This window comes from Pseudanabaena biceps PCC 7429 (genome assembly GCF_000332215.1).
Lineage (GTDB): Bacteria > Cyanobacteriota > Cyanobacteriia > Pseudanabaenales > Pseudanabaenaceae > Pseudanabaena > Pseudanabaena biceps.
Genome location: NZ_ALWB01000072.1, coordinates 1 through 23,285, shown reverse-complemented (window position 1 = coordinate 23,285; position 23,285 = coordinate 1). Strand labels below are relative to the sequence as shown.

24 protein-coding genes are annotated in these 23,285 nt (G+C 42.8%); 11 read left to right on the top strand and 13 right to left on the bottom strand.

From position 1 onward, the window contains the following. Positions 1-648: 648 nt before the first annotated feature. Complete coding sequence (locus PSE7429_RS27560) at positions 649-774, bottom strand: hypothetical protein (RefSeq protein ID WP_267878995.1); 126 nt, start codon at positions 772-774, stop codon at positions 649-651. Between the two features lie 183 nt (positions 775-957). Here PSE7429_RS27560 and PSE7429_RS10055 point away from each other — a divergent pair, with 183 nt between their 5' ends. After that, positions 958-1,779 carry a peroxiredoxin-like family protein gene (locus PSE7429_RS10055; RefSeq protein ID WP_009627051.1) on the top strand — a complete coding sequence of 274 codons (822 nt, stop codon included), beginning with the start codon at positions 958-960 and terminating at the stop codon, positions 1,777-1,779. A gap of 26 nt (positions 1,780-1,805) precedes the next feature. On the opposite strand, the gene PSE7429_RS10050 is transcribed toward PSE7429_RS10055, so the two are convergent. Together PSE7429_RS10050 and PSE7429_RS10045 are read right to left on the bottom strand one after the other, a co-directional pair. Continuing rightward, positions 1,806-2,363 carry a late competence development ComFB family protein gene (locus PSE7429_RS10050; RefSeq protein WP_009627050.1) on the bottom strand — a complete coding sequence of 186 codons (558 nt, stop codon included), beginning with the start codon at positions 2,361-2,363 and terminating at the stop codon, positions 1,806-1,808. Positions 2,364-2,437: 74 nt separating this feature from the next. After that, positions 2,438-4,657, bottom strand: coding sequence for a glycoside hydrolase family 57 (locus PSE7429_RS10045; protein ID WP_009627049.1), 2,220 nt, complete (start codon positions 4,655-4,657; stop codon positions 2,438-2,440). A 3-nt stretch (positions 4,658-4,660) separates the two neighbouring features. On the opposite strand from PSE7429_RS10045, the gene PSE7429_RS10040 reads away from it, so the two are divergent. From PSE7429_RS10040 to cynS, 3 genes are all read left to right on the top strand, one after another. Next, positions 4,661-5,290 carry a DUF192 domain-containing protein gene (locus PSE7429_RS10040; RefSeq protein WP_009627048.1) on the top strand — a complete coding sequence of 210 codons (630 nt, stop codon included), beginning with the start codon at positions 4,661-4,663 and terminating at the stop codon, positions 5,288-5,290. A 349-nt stretch (positions 5,291-5,639) separates the two neighbouring features. After that, on the top strand, positions 5,640-6,140 hold the full coding sequence (locus tag PSE7429_RS10035) for a hypothetical protein (RefSeq protein WP_143122071.1): 501 nt from the start codon (positions 5,640-5,642) through the stop codon (positions 6,138-6,140). Between the two features lie 35 nt (positions 6,141-6,175). Continuing rightward, positions 6,176-6,622 carry a cyanase gene (cynS, locus tag PSE7429_RS10030; RefSeq protein ID WP_009627046.1) on the top strand — a complete coding sequence of 149 codons (447 nt, stop codon included), beginning with the start codon at positions 6,176-6,178 and terminating at the stop codon, positions 6,620-6,622. Positions 6,623-6,778: 156 nt separating this feature from the next. On the opposite strand, the gene PSE7429_RS10025 is transcribed toward cynS, so the two are convergent. Beyond that, on the bottom strand, positions 6,779-7,174 hold the full coding sequence (locus PSE7429_RS10025; RefSeq protein ID WP_009627045.1) for a VOC family protein: 396 nt from the start codon (positions 7,172-7,174) through the stop codon (positions 6,779-6,781). A gap of 87 nt (positions 7,175-7,261) precedes the next feature. Here PSE7429_RS10025 and PSE7429_RS26290 point away from each other — a divergent pair, with 87 nt between their 5' ends. Further along, the gene (locus PSE7429_RS26290) at positions 7,262-7,432 is read left to right on the top strand and encodes a hypothetical protein (protein WP_158467627.1); all 171 of its coding nucleotides are present in this window, start codon (positions 7,262-7,264) and stop codon (positions 7,430-7,432) included. Here PSE7429_RS26290 and PSE7429_RS10020 read toward each other — a convergent pair. The 4 genes from PSE7429_RS10020 to PSE7429_RS10005 form a co-directional block, all read right to left on the bottom strand. Then, complete coding sequence (locus PSE7429_RS10020; protein ID WP_009627044.1) at positions 7,419-8,144, bottom strand: WecB/TagA/CpsF family glycosyltransferase; 726 nt, start codon at positions 8,142-8,144, stop codon at positions 7,419-7,421. The two genes, PSE7429_RS26290 and PSE7429_RS10020, sit on opposite strands and share 14 nt — an antisense overlap. A gap of 116 nt (positions 8,145-8,260) precedes the next feature. After that, positions 8,261-9,025 carry an HNH endonuclease family protein gene (locus tag PSE7429_RS10015; protein ID WP_009627043.1) on the bottom strand — a complete coding sequence of 255 codons (765 nt, stop codon included), beginning with the start codon at positions 9,023-9,025 and terminating at the stop codon, positions 8,261-8,263. Beyond that, the gene (locus PSE7429_RS10010; RefSeq protein WP_009627042.1) at positions 9,022-10,374 is read right to left on the bottom strand and encodes an AAA family ATPase; all 1,353 of its coding nucleotides are present in this window, start codon (positions 10,372-10,374) and stop codon (positions 9,022-9,024) included. The genes PSE7429_RS10015 and PSE7429_RS10010 overlap by 4 nt, the downstream gene beginning before the upstream one ends. Before the next feature lie 94 nt (positions 10,375-10,468). Further along, the gene (locus PSE7429_RS10005; RefSeq protein ID WP_009627041.1) at positions 10,469-11,878 is read right to left on the bottom strand and encodes a DUF3370 domain-containing protein; all 1,410 of its coding nucleotides are present in this window, start codon (positions 11,876-11,878) and stop codon (positions 10,469-10,471) included. A gap of 377 nt (positions 11,879-12,255) precedes the next feature. Between PSE7429_RS10005 and cbiT the strand changes: the two genes are divergently transcribed. Continuing rightward, positions 12,256-12,855, top strand: coding sequence for a precorrin-6Y C5,15-methyltransferase subunit CbiT (gene cbiT / locus PSE7429_RS10000; protein WP_009627040.1), 600 nt, complete (start codon positions 12,256-12,258; stop codon positions 12,853-12,855). Between the two features lie 134 nt (positions 12,856-12,989). On the opposite strand, the gene rpiA is transcribed toward cbiT, so the two are convergent. The 3 genes from rpiA to PSE7429_RS09985 all read right to left on the bottom strand — a co-directional run bounded on the left by rpiA (position 12,990) and on the right by PSE7429_RS09985 (position 15,863). After that, the gene (rpiA, locus tag PSE7429_RS09995; RefSeq protein WP_009627039.1) at positions 12,990-13,703 is read right to left on the bottom strand and encodes a ribose-5-phosphate isomerase RpiA; all 714 of its coding nucleotides are present in this window, start codon (positions 13,701-13,703) and stop codon (positions 12,990-12,992) included. Between the two features lie 189 nt (positions 13,704-13,892). Continuing rightward, positions 13,893-15,026: an undecaprenyldiphospho-muramoylpentapeptide beta-N-acetylglucosaminyltransferase gene (locus PSE7429_RS09990; protein ID WP_009627038.1), complete on the bottom strand. Its 1,134-nt coding sequence runs from the start codon at positions 15,024-15,026 to the stop codon at positions 13,893-13,895. Positions 15,027-15,725: 699 nt separating this feature from the next. Further along, complete coding sequence (locus PSE7429_RS09985; RefSeq protein WP_009627037.1) at positions 15,726-15,863, bottom strand: photosystem II reaction center protein K; 138 nt, start codon at positions 15,861-15,863, stop codon at positions 15,726-15,728. 106 nt (positions 15,864-15,969) lie between these two features. On the opposite strand from PSE7429_RS09985, the gene PSE7429_RS09980 reads away from it, so the two are divergent. Both PSE7429_RS09980 and PSE7429_RS09975 read left to right on the top strand, forming a co-directional pair. Beyond that, positions 15,970-16,437: a hypothetical protein gene (locus tag PSE7429_RS09980; RefSeq protein ID WP_233424330.1), complete on the top strand. Its 468-nt coding sequence runs from the start codon at positions 15,970-15,972 to the stop codon at positions 16,435-16,437. Between the two features lie 192 nt (positions 16,438-16,629). Next, on the top strand, positions 16,630-16,905 hold the full coding sequence (locus PSE7429_RS09975) for a MoaD/ThiS family protein (protein ID WP_009627035.1): 276 nt from the start codon (positions 16,630-16,632) through the stop codon (positions 16,903-16,905). A gap of 73 nt (positions 16,906-16,978) precedes the next feature. Here the strand turns inward: PSE7429_RS09975 and PSE7429_RS09970 are convergent, their stop codons facing one another. Next, entirely contained in the window at positions 16,979-17,287 is a 309-nt protein-coding gene (locus PSE7429_RS09970; RefSeq protein ID WP_009627034.1) for a hypothetical protein, read from the bottom strand. 165 nt (positions 17,288-17,452) lie between these two features. On the opposite strand from PSE7429_RS09970, the gene PSE7429_RS09965 reads away from it, so the two are divergent. Continuing rightward, positions 17,453-18,124: a 4'-phosphopantetheinyl transferase family protein gene (locus tag PSE7429_RS09965; RefSeq protein WP_009627033.1), complete on the top strand. Its 672-nt coding sequence runs from the start codon at positions 17,453-17,455 to the stop codon at positions 18,122-18,124. A gap of 44 nt (positions 18,125-18,168) precedes the next feature. Here the strand turns inward: PSE7429_RS09965 and larB are convergent, their stop codons facing one another. Next, positions 18,169-18,924 (bottom strand): nickel pincer cofactor biosynthesis protein LarB, encoded by a 756-nt coding sequence (gene larB / locus PSE7429_RS09960; RefSeq protein WP_009627032.1) that lies wholly within the window; start codon positions 18,922-18,924, stop codon positions 18,169-18,171. 241 nt (positions 18,925-19,165) lie between these two features. Here larB and PSE7429_RS09955 point away from each other — a divergent pair, with 241 nt between their 5' ends. Beyond that, the gene (locus tag PSE7429_RS09955) at positions 19,166-20,854 is read left to right on the top strand and encodes an iron uptake porin (protein WP_233424329.1); all 1,689 of its coding nucleotides are present in this window, start codon (positions 19,166-19,168) and stop codon (positions 20,852-20,854) included. Positions 20,855-20,941: 87 nt separating this feature from the next. Continuing rightward, positions 20,942-23,185: a PhoX family protein gene (locus tag PSE7429_RS09950; RefSeq protein ID WP_009627030.1), complete on the top strand. Its 2,244-nt coding sequence runs from the start codon at positions 20,942-20,944 to the stop codon at positions 23,183-23,185. Positions 23,186-23,285 lie beyond the last annotated feature (100 nt).

Below are 23,285 nucleotides of genomic sequence, written 5' to 3'. Positions count from 1 at the left end.
GCACGCTGTGCGTGCGCCGCAGGTTTTAGATTTGGATTTTAATTATGCTGAGGTACTTACTTAAAAATAGCTAATTTAAGTAGCTTAGCTACTTAAATATTCTATGGTCATAGGGGCTAGAGAGGAGCTTGCCTAAAATTACAAATTTGTAATTAAATATCGAGGGATGTAGTTATTTTAATTAGGTTCAATTCTTAACATTCAGAACGTAGGTATCGTAATCCTAAATGGGTTGTGAGGGGCTTCGACTCCACTCAGCCAGAGTGTTTTGATGTCTGAGCGAAATCGAAACCCTGTTTTTTTCATAAATGATTTAGAACTGCCATATCTTTGTATGATTTAGGACTGCTATATCTCTGTATAAAGTGTCTCTGTGTAAAGTAGTTCCGCATAATTAATAATCGTAATTGCTCAACATAGGAAAATTGACAAAAAGACAAAAGCTGATAAATTAGACCTGTTGGGAAATAAAAACAGATGGAAAGAGCAGATTCTGCTCTTTCCATCTGTTTTTAAGAAGCGTCCAAATAGAATTTCCATAAGCCAGCCGCATTCAACATAAGACTGCCATCAAAATCAGGTAAATGATTGAGTCTATTCTTATCGCTTTGAATCCTCTCAAATCATCGCTTGCTATAGGTTAAGCAGTTACAATAGATTTTCCAATCCTCTCGCAATTGTCACGATCAATTGATAATGCTCGGTACTTTCTGCCATCGGCTGTCCATCGCTACTAGGATAGATAGTCTCTATGCTGGAGATTTTATTGGTCATAGTTTTGATCGAAAAGTTAGCGATCGCCAAGTAGCTCAGTCTAATTATACGAAGTTAAGAAATGGCTACGCCATTTCTTAACTTAAAAACCATTACTAGGTTTAGTTTTTAATTCACAAAGGTGTTGTCACACTTTCGTAAATTGGTGTTATACATATTTTCTTTAGGTAAGTTAGTTACGGTATGAATCAAAATATTTACGAGATTCTGAGTCAAACGCAAAGGCAGCGAGTTAGTGATGGCGCGATCGCTTCCATTCTTGATAATTGTGATGACTGCCCATCAGAACAGCACAAATTAAACCGCAAATTAAACCGTAAATTGATTTTAGTACTTCCGCAACTGGGCGATTTTGATAGCCTTGAGTATATTTGGTGGATACAGCGAGAAATTGATCGCATTAAATCCGCAGGAATTGTCGTTAGAGCTGTAGGCATCGGCGATCGCCAATCGGGTCAGTATTTTTGTAAATTTACGGGCTTTGATGAAAACAGCCTATTTATTGATACCACAGGAGAGTTACATCGTCAGTTGGGTCTGTACGCAGGATTGACTGCGAAATACCCCTTACTGTCCGCAGGACAAAGCGCTTGGATTAATTTAATGCTGATGTGTGCAGGGATTGGCAGTCAAGGCACCTTAGCAGAGGTTTTTCGTGGCTATCGAGGCGATCGATTTGCCCCGCAACTGATTGGTGATGAAGAAGTAATTAAAGCCGCACCATTACCAGCTTTAAAAGGCTCATTTTTCCAATGGGCGGGCGGCAAAGGCTTTCAACGTCCTTTTGAGTTAGCAACTTTGCGCTTGCGAAACATGGCAGAAGTTCTCGGCAATTGGAAAGCCTACGTTCCCGATGCGTCCTATATGACTCAACGTGGTGGGACTTTCTTATTTGACGAGCATAACGCATTGATCTACGAGCATCGCGATCGCGGCATTCTAGGTTTTGCTGCTACCCCCAGCTACCCATTGACATTTTTGTTTGGCAATCAATCCACAAATTAATCTACCAGTCAAAAATCAATTCCTTCCTAAACCTTTTCCTCAAAGTCAGGGGCATAGGCTTGCAAAAGATTGCTAAGCTGGGAAAGTACAGAGTCCTTATTAATCGATCCAAAATTAGAGCGATCGGGGAAAAATTCAGGACGATCAATATTGCGATCAATCGCTTCTTTAACCTGCTGGGCGATCAAATGCTGTAAATCGGCAAGGGCGCGATCGCGTTGATAATTAGCACCCTGTTCCGTAGTGGCGTACAGGGGCGGTAAACGATTCAGGGCATAGGCGGCAATATCCCCCAAGTCTAGGACTTTATTACTTGTTGCCTCGATCTCTGCGACCCTTGCCACAGCTTCGCTCAGCACCAACTCTTCCATCACATTAATAAACTGCTTGCGGGGAACGGCAACCACCTCTCCCGTCAGCAAAGCACCCATCAGGCGATCGAGCGCCATATATTCTTCAACGGAGAGTTCAAAGGCACTGTCACAAATTCGCCCAACTTCCGACTCCATCGCTGGAGTTAAGTAGCCATCTTGCAAAGCCTGATCGACAATCGACTCAATGCTGGTTTTTTCTAGCTTTTCCACTGTTATCTCTTTAATAACGCAACATTACCGCAACATTATGGCGCAATATTAAGGCGCAATATTAAGGCGCAACACTAAGGTACTTCAATAGGGATAATCGTATACTCGGGCAGAGACATCTGAAAATGCTCTTTTTGGCTAAGCAGAATAACAAGTCTTGCTACAGACTGAGGCTTAACAGCCAAATCACTCCAAGGTACGGCAATTTCTAAACATTGCTCAAAACCTATTTTCGTATGAGTTGCGATGGTTTCCCACTGAAACTTTTCTGTAGATTCTTGAAGCTGGACTGATTTATCGGCAAAATCGATCGCTAGGTGATGGCGAAATAAATAATTTAGCGGCGATACATCAGGCATATCAAGAAGATTGACAGGGCTGTTGGGGTGGATCCTACTAGGATAAAACCATAACAAATGTAGTTTACTTTGAGCAATGCTCTCTAGATTACTAAATTCTAGGCGTAAGTAGCAATAAAAATGATCGTAACCATACCATAGGCGCTTGACAGGAGCATTTTGATGCATTGCCCCGCGTGCACCACTAATTTCAATTTTGCCTGCCCCTTGCCAACCCTCATTTTCAAATCTGCCGTTAATTAAGGGCTCGATGAGGTTGGTAGGACGATCGCTGGTAGAAACATCGTGGGGTTCGAGAGGATAGAGCAAGGCATGGGGGACTGGTTCGTTCAAGGCTCGATAGATGACCTGTAGATGCTCGCGGAACAGGCGATCGAACATAGCATCATCATTGGAGTTATGTCCCTCGCCAAACCACCAGAACCAATCTGACCCTTCGGCTGCCATCAAGCTTTCCCATGCTTCGGGATTATTCTCTGGCGTTGCCTCTTGATGACTTGCTAAAACATTTCTGGCTTCGGCAAGTAACTCCCAAGCTCTATTTTTGACAGGGTCACCGATCCATGTCGTAAAACTAGAGTCAATCCAAGAGCCGCTATGCAACTGATGCGGTGGGATTTTTTCTACGGGGGGAAATTTTTCTAGATATTCCGAGGGGGTAACCAATTTGAGATTGTCATTGTTAGAAAGATTTTCATACAGGGTTTGCAAAAACGGATTGCCATCTTGAGGATAAAATTCCCAACAGTTTTCCCCATCAAGGGCAATCGTCACCAACCAAGGCTGACTTTCTGGATGTTCGGCTAAATATTCATTTTGCTGCTTGTGGATCGACATCAAGCGATCGCATAGATCGTCACTGGCTGCTTGCGGTAAAAGTGCGCCATAACTAAAGCCAATCAGATCGGAAAGCAGGCGATCGCGAAAGATAATTGCTAAGTCTCCATGAATTGTTTCCAAGCGATAGGGTTGATAGAGCAGGTGAGGGGCATCGATCGCTCCCCGCTCATCACGACGGAAATAATGTCCGAGACTCCAGCCTAAAATCCCTTCATCGGAACATAGCCAAGAAAATCCTTGCTTAGAGACATGGGGCAAAATTGCGGGACTTACGGACTGCTCCGATGGCCACAAACCCTTGGGTTCGCGGTTGAAGTGATGGCGGTAAACCTCCTTAGCTTTTTCTAAATGCAGCGTGATATCTGGCTCATGGCGAAAGCGATTGTTAGGCAGATTCATCTGGGGTACAGCGACCCTGCCCGCCTGTGTATCGGCGAGGAGAGGCATGATCGGGTGCGTGTAAGGAGTGGTCATGATTTCCAGTTGTCCTTGTTCTTGCATTAGCCGATGCTGGGGCAAAATTTGAGCGATGATCTTGCGCTGCTTGCTATAAATTCTCTGGCGATCTGCAAGGGTGAAATCTTTGCCCCGACTGTACCATTCGGCAATTTCAGGATCGGCATCTCGAAATAGGGGATCGATCCATGACAAATTATGCCAAGCCAGTAAATCGCTAAAATCAGGTGCTTGCCAATTATTAATGCACCAATCAATACCGTAAGCCTGTCTTTGCGCCCATAAATCGGCATAGCGATGGTATGGCTCGATCATTGTTTGATGGTTGGCATCAAAAAAATGTTCGACAATAAAGTTTTTCTGCGATCGCGTTAGCGTATCGACAGGAGTTAAGGTCAGTGATAGATAAGGATCGAATGCTTTCCCCTCCACATAGTCTTGTAATTGGAGAATCAAAGATGGCACGAGATTAATTGTCTGATGAAGTTTGGGGTATCTTGACAACATCAACGCCAAATCTAAATAATCTTTTACGCCATGCAATCTCACCCAAGGCAAATGATATTTGCCAGCGATTGCACTCTTGTAAAGAGGTTGATGTTGGTGCCAGATAAATGCGATATGTAGAGGAAAGGACATAGGATGACTGGCAATATGACTGGCAATACTTCTAGAAATTGTGACACACCTAACCCTAGTTCGATCCAAATACTTTGTATAAAGCTATGTACGGTTAGCCTCAGTATATGTTTAATGGGCTGTGCCCCTACGGGTAATGATGCCTCAAAACCATCCACTAGCGTAGAGATCCCCGCAACTTCATCTACGCCAACCCTTGCTCCCCAAACCAAACCCAAACCAGTTTCAGAGCTGGCTCAATACTTGTCAATTACTGCAACAGCGACTATCTCAGGACGAGAAATCCAGTTAGAAGTAGCTAACTCCCCTGCCGAACAGGAAAAGGGCTTAATGTTTCGCCCACCCTTGACCGATGATCGCGGTATGTTATTCCCCTTCATTCCCGCGCGTCCCGTCGCTTTTTGGATGAAAAATACCCCTTCTCCCCTCGATATTATCTTCTTGCTCAATGGCGAAGTAAAAGCGATCGCCCGTAATGCGACGACCTGTAAAAGCGATCCCTGCCCGATCTATCCTGAAGGTGGTGTCGTTGCTGATAACGTCATTGAAGTGAGATCTGGTTTAACTCAAGAGCTCGGTTTGAAAGAAGGCGATCGGATTTCCGTCAAATTCTTGTTGCCAAAAAATCAATGATCGCTATAATTCTTGTGATTCTATTTTGTGTAAGTAGCTGGGTACAATTAAATACAAAGCCCCAAAAGCTGTAGCTCACGCGCAGCATGAGCTACGGCTTTTGATTCTGGGTTTTAATTATGCCCAGCCACTTATTAAATTATTTAGTAAATTTATTTAGTAAATTTATTTAGTAAATTTATTTAGCAAATTCTGTACTGTTTCCTATAGTGGGTTCTGCATTAATTTATTGCTAACACAAAATAAATTCCAAATAAATTTTAAAATGTTCAAAAACTACTTTGTAATTTCTCCCCGAAAGTGCTACAAGTAGCAGTGGTGAATCTTGAGTGAAAAAAGAGTTAAGAAAATGACAGCTAGCAGAGCGAGAATGCCTGAACCACAGAGATCCCCTCAGCCTCTTGATCGCAAGAATAAACGCCTGCAAGCAAGTCGCCCCCCAGCCAATAATCGCAATGTGAAACGGTTGCCAAGGACTAACTCTTTTCCTTTGCCTCTATGGTTGCGGGTTTTGATGGCTACCCAAAAACTTTCTATCGCTGCTACCGTATTACTCACTGCCTCAGTATTCGCTATTTATGGGTGGACGGTATATGCCCAAGAACAATGGAATCAACAATATAAAAAATTAGAACAACTCCAACGGCAAGAACGACAACTAACTAATGCCGCAGGGTCTTTTGACAATGAAATGTTGCAATCAATTCAAAAGAAGCCTGGAGAGTTAGTAAGGGAAAGCCCAGAAAAATCGATTTTTTTACAAGCAGCCCCGCTCCGCCCCAAACGTGAAGTCCCATCCACCGTATCGGAACTTCCACAAAACAAGCGCAACGAAAGCCTCGGCTACTAAATGACGAACTAGATAAGAAAACTCAAGTAAATTTTATGACAGTTGAATTTCCTGCTTTTACCCATACTCTCCTTGCCGCCAAAAAAGCAAAAGGTTTGAGCTTTGCCGATCTTGAACAGTTGATTGGGCATGATGAAGTCTGGATCGCGTCGTTGTTTTATGGTCAAAATAGTACTTCCGTTGAAGAAGCCCAAAAAATTGCCGATATCTTGGAGCTAGGGGAGGATATTGTTTTGGCATTAAGCTCCTTCCCAAGTAAAGGCTTAGGCACAGTGGTTCCTACCGATCCGCTCATTTATCGCTTTTACGAAATCATGCAGGTCTATGGTTATCCCATTAAGGAAATTATTCATGAGAAGTTTGGTGATGGCATCATGAGCGCCATTGACTTTACGCTCGACATCGAGAAGGTAGAAGATCCCAAAGGTGATCGCGTTAAGGTGACCATGAATGGTAAGTTTTTGCCTTATAAAAAGTGGTAAATCATCTGGTAAATCATCTGGTAAATCATCTGGTCAATCATGAGTATGGTGCGATCTAAGTAGTTCGGCATAATTAAAAACCAAAACCAGAGAGCATACCGCCCGCTGCGCGGGCGGTATGCTCTTCTAGGTTTTAAGTTTATTATGACTAGCTACTTACAACCCATATTCCATTAATTCAATGGGTAATCCATCGGGGTCGGCGAGAAAGGCAACCTGAAAAGTGCGATCGCCAATGGTCTGTTCTCTTGGTGGTAAAAGTAACTGGACTTTCCCTAATTTATTGACCAATTCCTGTAAAAAAGATTGGAGGTTTTCGACATAAAACGATAGGTGATAGTAACCGACGTAATGTTCATCACCAAAGGGATCGGGAGTATTTTTAGGTTCGGGCACTTGCATTAGTTCCAGATTCGTCCCCGCCCCCTGCATCCAGCAAGCCAATGTAATCCCCGCCGTAAATCGCTCTGTCACCTCAAATCCTAACGCCTCATAAAAAGCGATGGATTGAAAAATATCCGATGTGCGTATCGAGGTATGGTGATGTTTCATAGATCGCTAAGATCGCTAATTTTGTAGGGAAGATGGAGTTATACCAATTCACGAAAGCGTGATAACACTTTTGCGAATTAAAAATTTATGAATTATAGCTATATTCACTTAAGTCAGGACATCAAACCCAATAGAGAGTGGCGGCGCGAAGCGCCGCCACTCAATTCTTGGGGTTTATGTTCTAGTCCCCTTGGCGACAGCTATAAACCAGAGAGGATAGCGATCGCTATCCTCTGCAATAATTCTACCGAGGCTTGAATAAAGATTCGATGGTGACACACCAGACAAAATGCGGTAGGGAGAGCATTCTCTTCCAACGCCAAGGCTCTTGATAGAGTCGATAGAGCCATTCTAAATTATTTTTACTAAACCATTCGGGGGCGCGAGTTTTTGTCCCAGACCAGATATCAAAGCTGCCACCCACGCCGATCCATACTGCATTGGGATTGAGATAGCGATTTTTTTGAATCCATAGTTCTTGTCGCGGTACGCCCAGCCCGACCAGCACTAGCTGGGGTTGCGTGCTTCGGATATCCTCACAGATTTGTTTTTCGATCGCTTCATCAAAATAGCCGTGATGTAATCCTGCGATCGCAATATCCACCCATTTTTGTTGCCAAATATCCGCAACATGATCGACTACATTGGGAGCCCCCCCAATTAAAAAGATGCGCCATTTTTGCTCAGCAGCAATCTGGACGATTTGCTCGGATAGTTCGATGCCAGGACAACGTTCGATCTTTTTCCCTTGCGATCGCAGGTAAAGCACAATTCCTGAACCATCTGGCACGACCAACTCCGCTTCTTGAATGACTTTTGCCAGAGCAGGATTTTTCCTCGCCTGCATTGTCATTTCCGCATTCAGCGTCACGACATGAGCGCCTTGATTGTCTCGCAATCTTTGAGCAAGCCAATCCCGATAATTTTCATGGATATGGACGGGCATACCCAATACTTTAAACTGACGCAAAACAATTTTCTCCAGACGTATCTAACACTTTCAATGGATATATTAGTTTTTCTACTGATATTTTCAGTCGGTTTCGCTATATTACCTAATTTTGAGACTGGAAAAAATAATCAATTTTATGATTTATGAATAGGCTTAGATTTGAGATATTCTAAAAACCAAATAGCAGCTTGACAATATGCTCTATATTCACCACCCCTTTTAATAACAGCCTTCTTACTGCTATCTCCGTCTATTTCTTTAACTAACTCTTTGCTCTTACTTTTCCATTCCTTAATTTCTTTTTCAATTTGTTTAGGTGTCCAGTTACCAGTTGGATATTTCTCCTTTAAAATTTTTTTAGCTAAATCCATCGCATCTATACGAAATTGCCTTAACTTTTCATCATTCAAATTAAGGATACAATTTAAATCTTCAGCTATTTTTTGCTGTAAGTCTTCATTATTAGTATTTGGTAATATTTGTCCAAACAAATCGTAAGTAATAAGTTTTTCTGATTTTGTGATATCTAGAGGATTAAGTATATTAAGTTCAATATTCCCGTATGCCTTGCCTTTTTTTGTGCCGTTAGTTTTATCACAATGAAATTTTGATCCAGATGCTCCATTACAAACACCTAACATGTTTTCCCATCGTAATTCTGAGTCAAGCCCTCTTTGTCTACATAATTGTTCAGACAAGTAATGTTCAATTCCAATAGATGGCTCGAAATTTTTATTAAGTTTTAAACTTATTCGCCCCATGCAATACGCGCAAAGATATCCCTGTTCATCAAGCAATTGCTCTTGCCAATCAAGTTGTGGAGCATCGTAGCAAGCTCCCTCCGTATTACGTTTAGCTGTTAATGATTTTGGCTCTTTTTTCTTTTTGATATATCTCATAAAATGTCAATATATGATTGCATCCGCATTACTTCACGATCATATTCCCCACGCTTTTCTTTAAGATTTTCTAGCTTTTTTAGTGCATTTTCTACATCATATTTACTGATCAAATTATATATTTCTTTAATCTCTACCTCATATTCCTTGTCAACTTCGGGGACTTGAAAAGCATCGAGTAAAATTGAGTTGCTGTCGCGCCCTTCTGTATAAATTTCCCGATCGCTAATTTTATTGTCTTCCAGTAAAAAGACACTTTCTTTAGGCAAATGACTTAAAACTTGCGGTGAATGTGTCGTAACGATAAATTGAATATTTGGGAAAGTATGCGTAAGTGCTGGTAAAAGTTTGCGTTGCCATTGGGGATGCAAATGTAGATCGATTTCATCAACTAATACAATACCTTCACCTTCTAATTTATTTTCTAGGCTTGGATTGGCGATCGCTAATCTCCGCGCAATATCAACCACCAAAGACAACATCATTTTTTCGCCAGAAGAAAGCTGTGAAAATTTAAACTTTTGACTATCTTTATCAATAATAAGTGAACTTACAATGGATTCTTCACTAGGATTATTTCGTTTGCTAGGAATGCGCTCACGCTCTACCCTTAAATCAGAAAACTTGGCAAATTCAAATTTATTTAAAAAATTGTTGATAGCATTTCTAACAATTTCCAAACGTTGATTCCGATAAGTAAAATCTTTTAGATTTATTTGCTCTTGATTTTCTAAATCTTCTTCTTCTCTAAACCATTTAGAAAAATCATTAAATGGATTTATATTGTTGTTAAAGGTGTTTTCATAAGCAAAACATTGTGAATATTTATATTTACGAGTGTGCTTAGGAGTTGGTTGTTTGCTGTTATTAATAATATTTCTATTGATTTGATAATAAATTAATATTGGCAAATTTAATGATTCAGGACTAGTTAATTCAAGCTCGTTAGTGAAATCATTATATGTACCATTTAATGAAATTTTATTGATCAATGACAGCGCAGTTAAAGACATTAAAGATATTGTATAAGTATTAACTAACTGGTTTTTACTCAAACTATATTTCTCATATCTTTTAGTGGAAAATTCCATGTCAAGCACATATTTTTCTGCATTTAAATTTATATCGTCCTGATTAAATTTATTTGTTGTTGTTCTCCTCTCCGTGTATTTTCTATAACAAATATCCCCAACTAATACATCTAATATAATACTCATAGCATCTAAAATTGCGGATTTACCTGCTCCATTTACGCCAATAAATACAACAATGTTAGAGCTTTTAGGAAAGGTTATTTCACAATCTCTGAAACCACGAAAATCTTTTATTTTAAGGGAATTTATTTTCATTACAGTTTGACTATAATTTTTATCAAGTGGTACTTTTAATAAGTACCACTTGATAATTATAAATGCTTTACAAATATTTTAAACGATCGCTACTTTAAGGTGTAGTTGTCACAGTCAAAACCTGTGGTGGCGTAGCATCCGCAGGATAGAGGAAATCAAACTGGACAACACGGCGATCGCTCGGTGGCATCGTCAAGGTAACTAGAGCCTTGCCTCGTTCGCCACGACGCATAACTAAATGCACGTAACGGGTTTGGGCTAAACCTCTGTCATCACGAAAACGGACTCTGACCGAGCCTCGGAAAAAGACATCATCGGGTAATGGCTCAAAAAACTGCAAACCACCAACGGGCTTATCGTATTTGATCGGATTTTGGAAAGAAAGCGTTACAGTCTGCGTCTCGCTAGTCGGATTGTGCAAAGGCATCGTCAGGTTATACTGCACACCGTAATTGCCATGGGCAGAATAGGCCGTATCGGGATAACGTACTTTTAGCGGCGCAGTTTGCACTTGTCCCGTTCCCATCGTCCCGTATTGCAGCAAACTCAATCCATAGGAATAGGATTCTCCACGTTTAGGAATTGCTAGATTATTACTATCCTTATCAGTTAAGTTCCCAAACCATTGCGAACCCATTTGAATACCAGCCACACGGCTATATTCAAAGGCTCCTTCCGTTAAATCTGGCGGCGTAGGTACAACATCGCGAGGTTTAGCTAGCTCGCCATTTCTGAGAATGTTTTCCCATTCTTGAAGGTTAGGAGCGCGTTCTGTTCCATCAGTATTTAGTCTGGCATAGAGGGCTAAAGTCGCCAGATAAACCTTGCCATCACTGCGCAAACGCGAAAGCCCCGATCGCCCATTTAAAGGCGGATCTAATTCTTTGACGGGAATCGGCACATTCATCAGCATTCGACTCTGCTTGGGAGGAATCACGATCTGTGCTGGCAAAATATCCTGACGACGACCCCGCAAAATATCGAGCATGGCGCGATCGCCAGGTCCGCGATACATTTCCCCATTGTTATTCTCACTGTAGTTTGGTGCGTCATAAAAAGGAGCATCGGGTTGGCTGAGATAGCTCGCACCTTGTAACATGTCAATAGTTACGGGGCGATCGGTGGGGTTATAGGCGATCGCTCCAATGTATAGCGTACGCAAATCCTTTGGTGGTGGCGCTTTAGAAATATGGTGCGTAAAGAGATCGAAGCGACCCTGAAAGGGAAAGTTTAAATGGGCTCGCGGATATGCCATGCCTTCGGGCGGAAAGGATGACAGTAAAACTCCTTCTGTTTGGACAATCTCAGGACTATTACTGTTAAACATCGGTACATCGTCAAGTTGCCCCATCAATGGGCGCATTTCTTGGCGATCTAAAATAATCTTGGGTTGGTTAGCAGCTTGAGCAACTTTGCTAATTGAATTAGGAATACCCGCCAGATTTGTCGGCGACAAGACTGGGGAGGGAAAAGTCAATAGCGACATTAACAAAGCTGACAGCATAGGCTCTTTGCATCCAAAAGTTTGAAGCAGAATTGATTTATATAATACAGGGACATGGTATTGCTAAATAGGTGAGGATGGGCGGCGCTTTGCACCGCCCATCCTCACCTATTTCAATTCACGAAAGTGTTGTCACACTTTCGTGAATTAAAAAACAAACCCAGTAAGGGCTTTCAAAGCTCAAAATGGCTATGCCATTTTGAGCTTTGGTATAAGTGGGCTTAATTAAATATAAAACCCTAAAACCTGTGGCGCACGCGCAGCGTGCGTCGTAGGTTTTAGATCTGGATTTTAATTATGGTGAGATACTTACCAATTTTTAGGGTAGAAAAACGTTATATTTAGCATGTTTAATCATCTAGTGCGCCAAGCTCATCATGCCTGAACCCATCTGGTCATACGTTACCCCTGGCATCCCAGACGAATTATTTGATCGCTTGCCTGGCATTCCCATGAGCAAATGCGAAACGAGATTATTAATTATCGGACAACTACGCCTTAGAGTAGACTCGGTGCTGTGGGATATTGGAGCGGGCACAGGAACTATTCCCATTGAGACAGGATTGCTATGCCCCAAAGGTAAAATTGTCGCGATCGAGCGCGATGAGGATGTGGCGGGCTTGATCGTCAAAAACTGTCAGAAGTTTGGGATCGATAATGTCGAAGTTAACATTGGCAGTGCGCCTGAATGTCTAACGAGCCTTACGACAGAACCCGATCGCATTTGTATTGAGGGTGGGAGATCGGTATCAGAAATTCTGGAATATTGCTGGGAAAGGTTAAAGGTTGATGGAAGAGCGATCGCAACTACTAATAGTTTAGAAGGGTTATATGCAATTTCCGAGAGCTTTGCCAAACTACAGGCGCGGAATGTGGAAGTGGTGCAATCCTCGGTTAACCGCTTAGAAACTCGCGGCAATCGTCAAGTCTTCGCCGCAGTTAGTCCTATGTTTATTATTAGTGGTGAAAAGTTATAAAACTAAAAAGACGGGCGGGGCTTTGCCCCGCCCGTCTTTTTAGTAAAGAAATAGTGGTGCGGGGCTTTGCCCCGCACCGCTATTTCTTGGTTTTATATTTCTATTCCTTTAGTGGGAAGGAAGTATCAAGATGCTTAAGAAATTTCACGGATTTGAGGCTTGCCGTCCTTAAATTCACCCACGAGGATGAGATCGGTTACACCTACGAATAGCCCATTTTCCACAACTCCAGGAATATTATTTAGAGTTTTTTCAAGTTCGGCAGCATCGGCGATCGCCTCAAAAGTTACATCTAAAACCATATTGCCCTGATCGGTAATTACTGGGCCATCCTTTTTAATCCCCATCCGCAGATCGGGCTTACCACCTAATTTTTCAACAGCTCTAGTTACAGGGGATATTGCCATCGGTAAGACTTCGAGCGGTACGGCAAAAGTTGAACCCAGTTTATCGACTAGTTTTGATTCATCGACCACAACAATAAACAATGTTGCTAACGAATCAACCACTTTCTCGCGAGTGTGAGCCGCACCACCACCCTTAATTAAGGTTTTGTGGGGATCGACTTCATCAGCTCCATCGATCGCGACATCAACGCGATCGACATCATCGAGACTGCGGATAGGAATGCCATATTTTTTACCTAATACCGACGCTTGGAATGAAGTAGGAATACCCACAATATCGGTTAGTTCGCCTGCCGCTAGCCTTCTCCCTAGCTCCTCGATCGCGAAAGCAGTCGTAGAGCCAGTACCTAAGCCCACAACCATACCTGACTTTACTCGTTGCGCGGCAGCTATACCAACTTCTTGTTTTAATTTTTTAATATCTTCAGCCGAAATACTCATTTATAAATCTCAAAGCAATGCTTTTAATCCTATCGCACCCTGCGATCAGTAGTTGTAAGGGTTTTCAAATTAAGAAATGGCTACGCCATTTCTTAATTTGGTATAAAACCAGAGTAGCGTACTGCTCGCATAGCGAGCAGTACGCTACTCTGGTTTTACTAAACTGATTATTGCGCCGCTATCTTCTAGCTATTGAAAGCCTTTGATTAAAGTCGTGATTTGCGCGATCGCGTTAGTTGCCTCGCTTTGATTCATGTTCTGGATATATTTATCGTGATGCAGATCGAGATCGGCGATCGCCTTTAATAAACTCTCACTAGTTAAGTCTTCTTCTAACAGGACAGCACTATAGCCACGAGCCTGAAAAGACTGAGCATTAAGAATCTGATCGCCTCGGCTAGATAATTTTGATAGGGGAATTAATAAATGCGGTTTGCGTAAAGTCAGAAACTCGAATACCGCATTAGCCCCCGATCGGGACACCACTAAATCAGCGATCGCTAAAATATCCGCAAGTTCTGTTCCTAAATACTCAAATTGTCGATAGTTCGGATGTCCTTCGAGATTGGTATCGATATTCCCTTTGCCACAAGCATGGACAACTTGGTATTTCTGCGTAAGAGAAGATAAAATCGAACGCACAGCTTGATTTATTTTTGCCGATCCCATACTACCTCCTACCACAAACAGAACTGGTAAATCGAGATTAAATCCGCAAAGTTCACGACCTCTTGCGGCATTACCTTGCAGAATATCGGGACGAATGGGCAAGCCCGTATACTTGACTTTGGCATCATATTTCGCTAATGCCTTAGCAGTTTCGGGAAAGGTAACACAGATTTTCGTAGCAAAAGGAATTGATAAACGGTTGGCTAAACCTGAAGAGAAATCAGACTCATGGATAATGACAGGAATTCGTTGCAACCAACTTGAGAAGATCACAGGAACGGTCACGAATCCCCCTTTAGAAAACACGACCTTAGGTTTGATTTTGGCGATTGCCCCATAGGCATCGAAGATGCCCTTAATTACCTTAAACGGATCGATGAAATTCTGCCAAGAAAAATAACGACGTAATTTCCCCGATGAGATTCCATAATAAGGGATACCAGCTTCCGCAACTAGTTTTTTTTCAATACCATTCTCAGAGCCAATATAGACCACTTCCCATCCTTCAGACTCAAGACTGGAAATCAAGGCAAGATTGGGACTAACATGACCAGCAGTGCCTCCACCCGTCAATACAATTTTGGGATTCTTATCTAAGTATTTAGATTCTGATTGGAAGTTTGACCGATCTTTAGTCTGGTTAATTGCGCCCACAGGTGTTAAATGTCTCTAGATATTTGACTATTATTTATTTGACTATTATTCCACTATTAAGAATACTGAATTATTCATTATCAGTTTGGGGTAGTCATTAGCAGGAAATGATTCATATGGTAATGATGGGCGGTGCTTCGCGCCGCCCATCATTACTTATTTAGCACTACCCAGTTTTGTATCGGTATTGTACCAATTTCATGGCTATTTCCCAAGACGAGCACATAAATTTCAAGCAGAGATTGGCGGCGCGAAGTATCACTATAAGTATAAATACTAATATATCCAATATATATCCAAATATATATTGGATATATTAAGCAGCTAAGAGTATAAGTAAACTTATAGCGTTTTGCGCTCAAACCCAAACCAAGAAGATTTTTGAAAGCTTTGCGAAGCAAAGCTTTCAAAAATCTTCTTGGTTTGGGTTTGTTTGATCGATAATTGCTGTAAAAACAAGCCCAGTAAGGTTTTGAGATTCCCAAAATGACAATGCCATTTTGGGAATTGGTATTAAAACAATCGGGGTAACGTTGCCGTCACCCCGATTGTTTATATCGTTTTTTTATAAATAAACTAGCTAAATAAACTAGCCAAACAAGTCAGCTATGAGAACGGGTAAATAGGTAAGCCCTACTTGAAATACGAAATGAAAAGTTTTTATAAGTTTTTGATTAAGTCAAGACTTAAAATTAAAACCTATTTGAAACCGACGGCTGCTTGCCATACAAAAGCAAGTAGCAGGAAGAACACGGGAATCACGGGAAGAACGTTTACCAGCGGATCGAAAATTCTGTAGGCTTCAGGTAACGTTGCGATTAATAGACTAAGTGGCATTAAAAATAGACCTCCTTCAAGAGCTAAGATGAATTTTACCACGACAAAGAAGCCATTCTTTTTTCTGAAAATTTTTTATCCAAGCGTTTATTAAATGGGTTTATTTATGGCGATCACAAAACACCAAACCGACTACCTGCAAAAATTCTTCCAGATTTTTAAGGTTACGCTCTTGTCTTTACTGCTCTGTGGCGGGATGGCGATCTTGAGCGCTCCAGCTTGGGCAAATGTCCAAATAAAGCTGACGAATATTAACTATGAGCCCTGTATTGGCGATGCAGGCAAAAATATGGTAACTGGCGGTGGGGTGATGTCCGCTAAGTGTTACACGATCAAGGGAAAAGCAAACAATACATCGGGTAAAGTTGTTTACAATGCCGATATCTTTGGGCGCATTTACGATGCTAATGGCAACGATGCCATGCCCGAACGGGCAAGATTGGGTGCTGTCGAGGAAATTCCTGTGGGCAAAAGTGATTTTCAAATTATGGTGGCAATTCCTGCCGAACAGCCCGAACCGCTCGAACTTAAGCAGTTTAAAGCTTCTGGATTTGCTGGTAAAGTGCGGCGGTAATCTCACTCAAGTTAAAATATATATACCTAGATTGGAGCGACCTAAGTCGCTAGGCATAATTAAAAGCCAGACTCAAAACCTATGGCTCATGCATTGCGTAAGTCATGGTTTTCGAGGTTTTATAGTTAATTGCGCCTAGCTACCTATCTCGTCGTTTCAATCTTTAAATTTCTCTGAATCGATCTCAAAAATATGGCTGTTAAAGTTTTAATTCCCACTCCCCTCCAACAATTTACGAACAATCAAGCCACTGTTGAGTGTACTGGTGGTTCTGTGCAAGCAATTATTGATTCCCTCGAAACTAGTTTTTCAGGTATCAAAGGACGTATTTGCGATCCCGAAGGCAATCTCCGCCGCTTTGTTAATTTTTATGTCAACAGTGAGGATATTCGCTTTCTTGATGGGGTAAATACTCCTCTCAAGGATGGCGATGAAGTAAGCATCATTCCTGCGATCGCAGGGGGCTAGTCCCAGTTACGGGGGGTGCGTGGCATCCCCTGTGATTGGGTGAATCTATCTATGCATCTATCCATGCATCCAGTTATGAATCCATCAAATTGGTAATTATTTCAAGCATCCACAGGGCTGCTTGTTTTTTGGCATCGGGATCGACTTTGCCCTTGTCACCCCAATTTTGTAGCCATTTCCCCAAACCACCCATGGAATTGCCCATCCATTGCCCCACCTGTGCGAAAATTTGTTGGGGTCCGACACCAGTTAATACTTGGATGGCAAAAATTACGGCAACCACTAAAAATGCGGTTTTAAAGCTGGCTTTAATCACGCTCAACAGCCACCACAGCAGTAGCAGCGAGACGATTAATGCGCCGATCACTAGGGGCAAATTCATAGATCTTTCAATCCCATCTCAAAATGCAAAGAGTTTATTAGATTTTGGCACGATCGCGCCATTGACGTTATTTAGCTTCGACTCCGTTCAGCCAAAGTTAGCTGAGCGGAGTCGAAGCCACAGGTACTTTAATTAATAGCAAGTCCCTTACCATAGTTTTAGATCTTGTCTCAAGAATTGCAAGTTTATCAAGCTCGGCTCGATATCTCTCCTATCGAGGTTGATCGCCTATGGCGATTTCTCTCAGAAGACGAGCGATCGCGGGCTAATCAATTTAAACGCGCCCATCTTAAACGCAATTTTGTCGCCGCTAGGGGCAATCTCCGCGAGCTGCTCGCCCGATGGCTAGACTGCGAACCTCAAGAAATTCGGTTTAGCTACAGCGATCGCGGCAAGCCCTATCTGCAAAACTTTTCCCCATCTGAGGAAATTTATTTTAATCTAGCGCATTCGCAAGACTTGGCTCTCTATGCCTTGTCTAGACATAGCGCTGTGGGTATCGATCTGGAATATATCAATCCTAACTGTGATGTTATGGGCATTGCGGGACGTTATTTCTTACCTGCTGAGCAGAAAATTATCAGCGAATTAGGCGATCTCCAACAGCAGCAGCTAGCGTTTTATCAATTATGGACTCTGAAGGAAGCCTACGGCAAAGCAACAGGACAAGGGATCGCCAATCTCCTAGATGCGATCGATGTCTCTCTATTACTTGAGAGCCCCATCGGTGAAATTTTACAGATCGAAGGATGGAATTTGAATATCTTAAATACCGACGAACTTGCCATAGCCCCAAGTTACGCTGCCGCCCTATGTAAACAGGCAAATCGCGAATAACGCGAATAAATTGATAGTGCAAGGCAAAGCCTCGCACTATCAATTTATTCGCGATTTGCCAAGCGCAAAATCTTGCCCGCTAACATCGCCGCCCCAAAGCCATTATCAATATTGACGACACCTACTCCCGTCGCACAGGAATTAAGCATGGTCAACAAAGGAGCCAGACCATTAAAACTTGCTCCATAGCCAATGCTTGTGGGTACTGCCACGATCGGACAATCAGCTAAACCTGCCACTACGCTAGCTAATGCTCCTTCCATACCAGCAACCACAATGATTACGTCAGCATCGGCGATCGCTTCGCGATGACTGAGGAGGCGATGAATTCCTGCCACCCCGACATCCCATAACCGCTTGACGACAAATCCGCATAGCTCGCCCGTGATTGCTGCCTCTTCCGCGATCGGTAAATCGGCAGTTCCTGCGGTAATGATTGTGATTGTGCCTTCCTTTTGCATCGTTGATTCTCCCAAACAACAAATTTGAGCGATCGGAAAATATCGCAAACCTCGCAAAGATGGTTGAATCTGTGCATAAACTTCTGCGGAGATCTTAGTTGCCATAACCAATGGATTTTTTGACTCCATGACATGCATAATCTGCACGATTTGTTCAGGAGTTTTCCCCAAACCAAAAATCACTTCAGGAAATCCCGTCCGCAACATACGATGGTGATCGATTTTGGCAAAGTCACCAACGGATTCATAGTGAAGATATTTTAATTCTTCTAAAGCCTTTTCTGGACTCAGATCCCCCTTCGCAACCGTTTCTAACAGTTGCTTTAAGTTGTGATGCATAAATATCGATTATTTAAGAGCAGCTAAGCCTGTAAATAGCTAGGCATAATTAAAACCTAGATCTAAAACCTGCGGCGCACGCGCAGCGCGAGCCGCAGATTTTAAGGTTTTATATTTAATTATAACCAGCTACTTACTTAACAATATAAAAAAAACACAATCAAAGCTTAAACCAAAGATAATTTTGACGAACTAATACAAAAGTATGATCTCCTGTGAAGTGAGGAAAATCATACTAGTTGTGAAACTAAAATATCCCAAATTGCAACAGTCAGTTGTTGCCGCAGTCTTTTTAGGCTCATTATTTAATATCAGTAGTGCCTATGCTACCGATAATCAAACAGGCTCTGTTTCCCAAAAGACAAACCTCCAAAATCCTTCCAAGGTAGAAACCACGCTCCAAAAGATTGATCGCGATGCGCTGCAATCTCCTCTGGAAGAGCCAGTTGAAACAGCTCAAAACGTGACATCCGTATCACAACTGACAGATGTTAAACCCACTGATTGGGCATTCACATCTTTACAGTCCCTAGTTGAGAGATATGGTTGCATCGCTGGCTACCCCGATCGCACCTTTCGCGGCAAGCAAGCTCTGTCCCGTTACGAGTTTGCGGCTGGACTCAACGCTTGCTTGGATAAAATCAACGAGATTATTTCGGCGGGGCTCGCCGATAAGGTAAGCAAAGACGATCTTGCTGTTTTAAAAAAATTACAAGACGAATTTGCTGCCGAACTGGCAACCTTGAGAGGTCGGGTTGACTCTCTTGATAAGAAGGTCGCCATCCTAGAAGCCCAGCAATTTTCTACAACGACAAAGCTAAACGCCACCGTTATCTTTGCTCTTGCTGATACCTTTGGTAATAGTGTTGGTAAGACGACGGATGGGACAAATACTTCCTTTGGCTCCCGCGCGCGTTTAAATTTTGACACGAGTTTTACAGGGAAAGATCGCCTGCGAACCCGACTGCAAGTAGCCAACCTACCTAATCTAGGCTCCGCTACGACAGGAACGGGAACCAATATGGCTCGTTTAGCTTTCACCCAAGACACTACTAATAACTTCCAAATTGACAAGTTCTTCTATAAATTTCCTGTTGGGAACAGCGCAACCGCCTATATCGGTGTGAATGCTCTGGATGCGGATGACATTCTGAATACGCTCAACCCTTATTTCGAGAGCAGCGATAGCGGTGCTTTATCGCGATTCGGACGGTTCGATCCTCTCATGTTTCGCGGGCTTAGTGGGGCTGGGGCTGGGTTTAGCTATAACCTCAGCAAAGAATTTAATATTGCCGCTAGCTATTTAGCCGATACAGGTGATGCTACACCCAATAACGCGGCTTCACCTACAGGACAGGGTGGCTTATTCAACGGTGGCTATATTGCCAGCTTGCAATTGGTATATTCCCCTTCCAAGGATTTGCGGTTTGGGGCAATTTATGCCCATAGCTTCGATCCAGGTGCAATCGCAAATATTGCGGGAAATACGGGTAGTAGCTTTGGTAGTAAGCCTTTTGGTTCTAATGATACTTCTGCCGATCGCTTTGGCGGTCAGTTTACATGGTTAGTTTCCAAAGGTTTGAATATTAGCGGCTGGGTTGGATTTGCGAATGCCCGTCAAGAGTCTGGCTCTGGTGCCGGTAATACTGCGAACCTGTTCAACTGGAGTGTGAACTTAGCATTCCCCGATCTTTTTGCTGATGGTAATAGTGGAGGAATCATCTTTGGTCAACCTCCCAAAGTGACCTCCAACTCGATCTCCGCTAATGTCGATCAAAGCACTTCCTATCTTCTCGAACTGCAATACAACTTCCGTCTTAACAAAAACATCACGGTTACCCCAGGAATTATCGCGGTCTTCAATCCCAACCATAATTCCGCCAATGACACAGTTTGGGTAGCCACGATTAAGACTTTGTTTACCTTCTAAATTAGCTGCGCCGATTAATCATTTTGTAGCCGTGCTTTGCATGGCTACAAAAGTTCAAATTTATTAAACTGAATTAGCGAAAAGACTATGAGCGTTAAACGTAGAGATTTCTTGATGTTTTTGGGAGCAGGCGCAGGAACTATCCTGTTTGATGCCATTCCTAAAGCTAACTCATCTCAGACTTTTTCCATGCCTTTTATGGAAACTATCCCTTCGGGAGAAGCTTTTGCCGCTAACCCCATCGCTAACAATCTGAGCTTCAAGCCTATACAGGGTCCCATGCCACTCAAAACCATTGGTATGTCTAAGGAGCAGCAAATTACGGCGTACAAAAATTTTAATGTTGTAGATGATCTCGTTCTACCCGAAGGATTTACCTATGACGTAGTTGCCGCATGGGGCGACAAGGTGGGCGATTCTCGTTTTGGATATAATAACGATTATTTATCTCTAGTCGAAACGGGTAATAACGAAGGTTATCTAACCGTTAACTTTGAATATATTAGTGCTATTCCTTGGGAACAAAGTTTTAGTAAGGTGATTGGGAAACCTCTTCCGTTTGCGGAAATGAACAAAGCGCTAAAAACGGCTGGGGAGGAAGGCGTAAATGTGATTGCTCTAGAAAAGAGCGATCCCCTGAGAATGAAGCTAGAATTGATTGCCAAGGAAGCCATGATCGATGTGGGTATTGGCGTGATTTCTGTGCGTCGTAATGCCGATGGTAAATGGGTACGTACCAATTCGAGTGCCGATCGCCGTGTCACAGGACTTTCGGGTTTAGAGGATGGAAAATACCTTCAAGCAACGGGTCCATCCGCAGAAATCTTCCGCAAAACCGAGGGAATGGGTTATATCGACAAACTAGGCGATCGCATTATCGGCACATTTAACAACTGTGCAGGTGGAACAACGCCTTGGGGAACTGTTTTTAGTGCTGAGGAAAACTTCCAAACCCTTGTGCCAGATCCCGTAATGCCCGATGGGACTTCCTTTGCTCCTAGTAAGAAGAAGTTCGCTAAAAACGATGAAGATGAATTTCTAGGGCTTGGCAGTGTTTTTGGGCTTGCGGGTAATAAATATGGCTGGATGGTGGAAATCGATCCTGCTAACCCCGATGACTATGGCACTAAGCACACTTGGCTAGGACGCTTTCGTCATGAGGCTGTTGGCATCCGTGCTGAAGCAGGCAAGCCATTGGCGTTTTATTCTGGTTGCGATCGCCGTGGTGGACATCTCTACAAATTTGTCAGTAGCGGTACTATCACCGATCCTAAAGACAAAGCAAATTCTAAGCTTCTTGAATCGGGAATGCTCTATGCCGCGAAATTCAATGCTGATGGCACGGGCACTTGGATTCCCCTCACGGCATCGACTCCAGTCAATCCTGACAAACTCAGCGTCTTAGCTGGCAAGATGTTGCCATTACCAAAACGTCCTGATGGTGGCTACTTTAAGGCAACCAAAGAGGAAGAAATTGCGGAGTTTAAGACGAAATTTAAGGTCTTAGGCGATCTTTATTTGGGTAATGAAGTTGAGAAACAAGGCGCAATTTTAATTGATGCTCACTATGCGGCAAATGCGGCGGGAGCGACCTGCACCGCCCGTCCTGAAGATACGGAAATTGCTCCCGATGGCTCGCTGATGATCGCTTTTACCTCTGGTTCCATTAGTACCAGCGATGGAAGCCCTGATCTCCGCATTTTCAAGGGGAATGATGGCAAAGCCTATGAGTATGGATGGGTTATGCGTTTAGCTGAAAACGGCAATGCTCCTGATGCCATGAGTTTCCGTTGGCGTATTCTGGCTACGGGAGGCGAACCCAGCGATGGCGGACAAGGATTTACAAATCCCGATAACCTTGCGATCGATCGCAGTGGCAATGTGTGGATGGTTACAGATATTTCCAGCGATAAGTACAACAAAGCGATTCCTAGCCGCACTGACAAGGAAGGTAAACCTGTTAGCCAATCGAACCTCCGTGGGCTGTACGGTAATAGCTCCATTTGGTTTATTCCCACCTCAGGAGTAAATGCAGGACAAGCCTATTTATTTGGTTTTGGTCCAGTGGAATGTGAAACGACGGGTCCCTTCTTCAGTCGCGATCAGCAAACGCTCTTTCTATCTGTTCAGCATCCAGGTGAGGTTAAGGGTATTCGTAAAGATATGGCAATCGAAACTCGTAAGTTTGCAATGAAGACAACGAGCGGGGAAGAATTTATCCAAACCCGTAAAGTTCCCATTGGTTCTAACTGGCCCAGTTTGAAGCCTAACCAGCCACCGAAACCTGCGGTAGTCGCCATCCGTAAAGTTAACAATCAATCCTTGATTTAACTCAATTTCAATTTTGATTAACGTGAGTTCGGGATAACTTGAAACGGGCTTTGAGAAAGGTTTTGCTACGCAAAACCTTTCTCAAAGCCCAAAAGTAAAA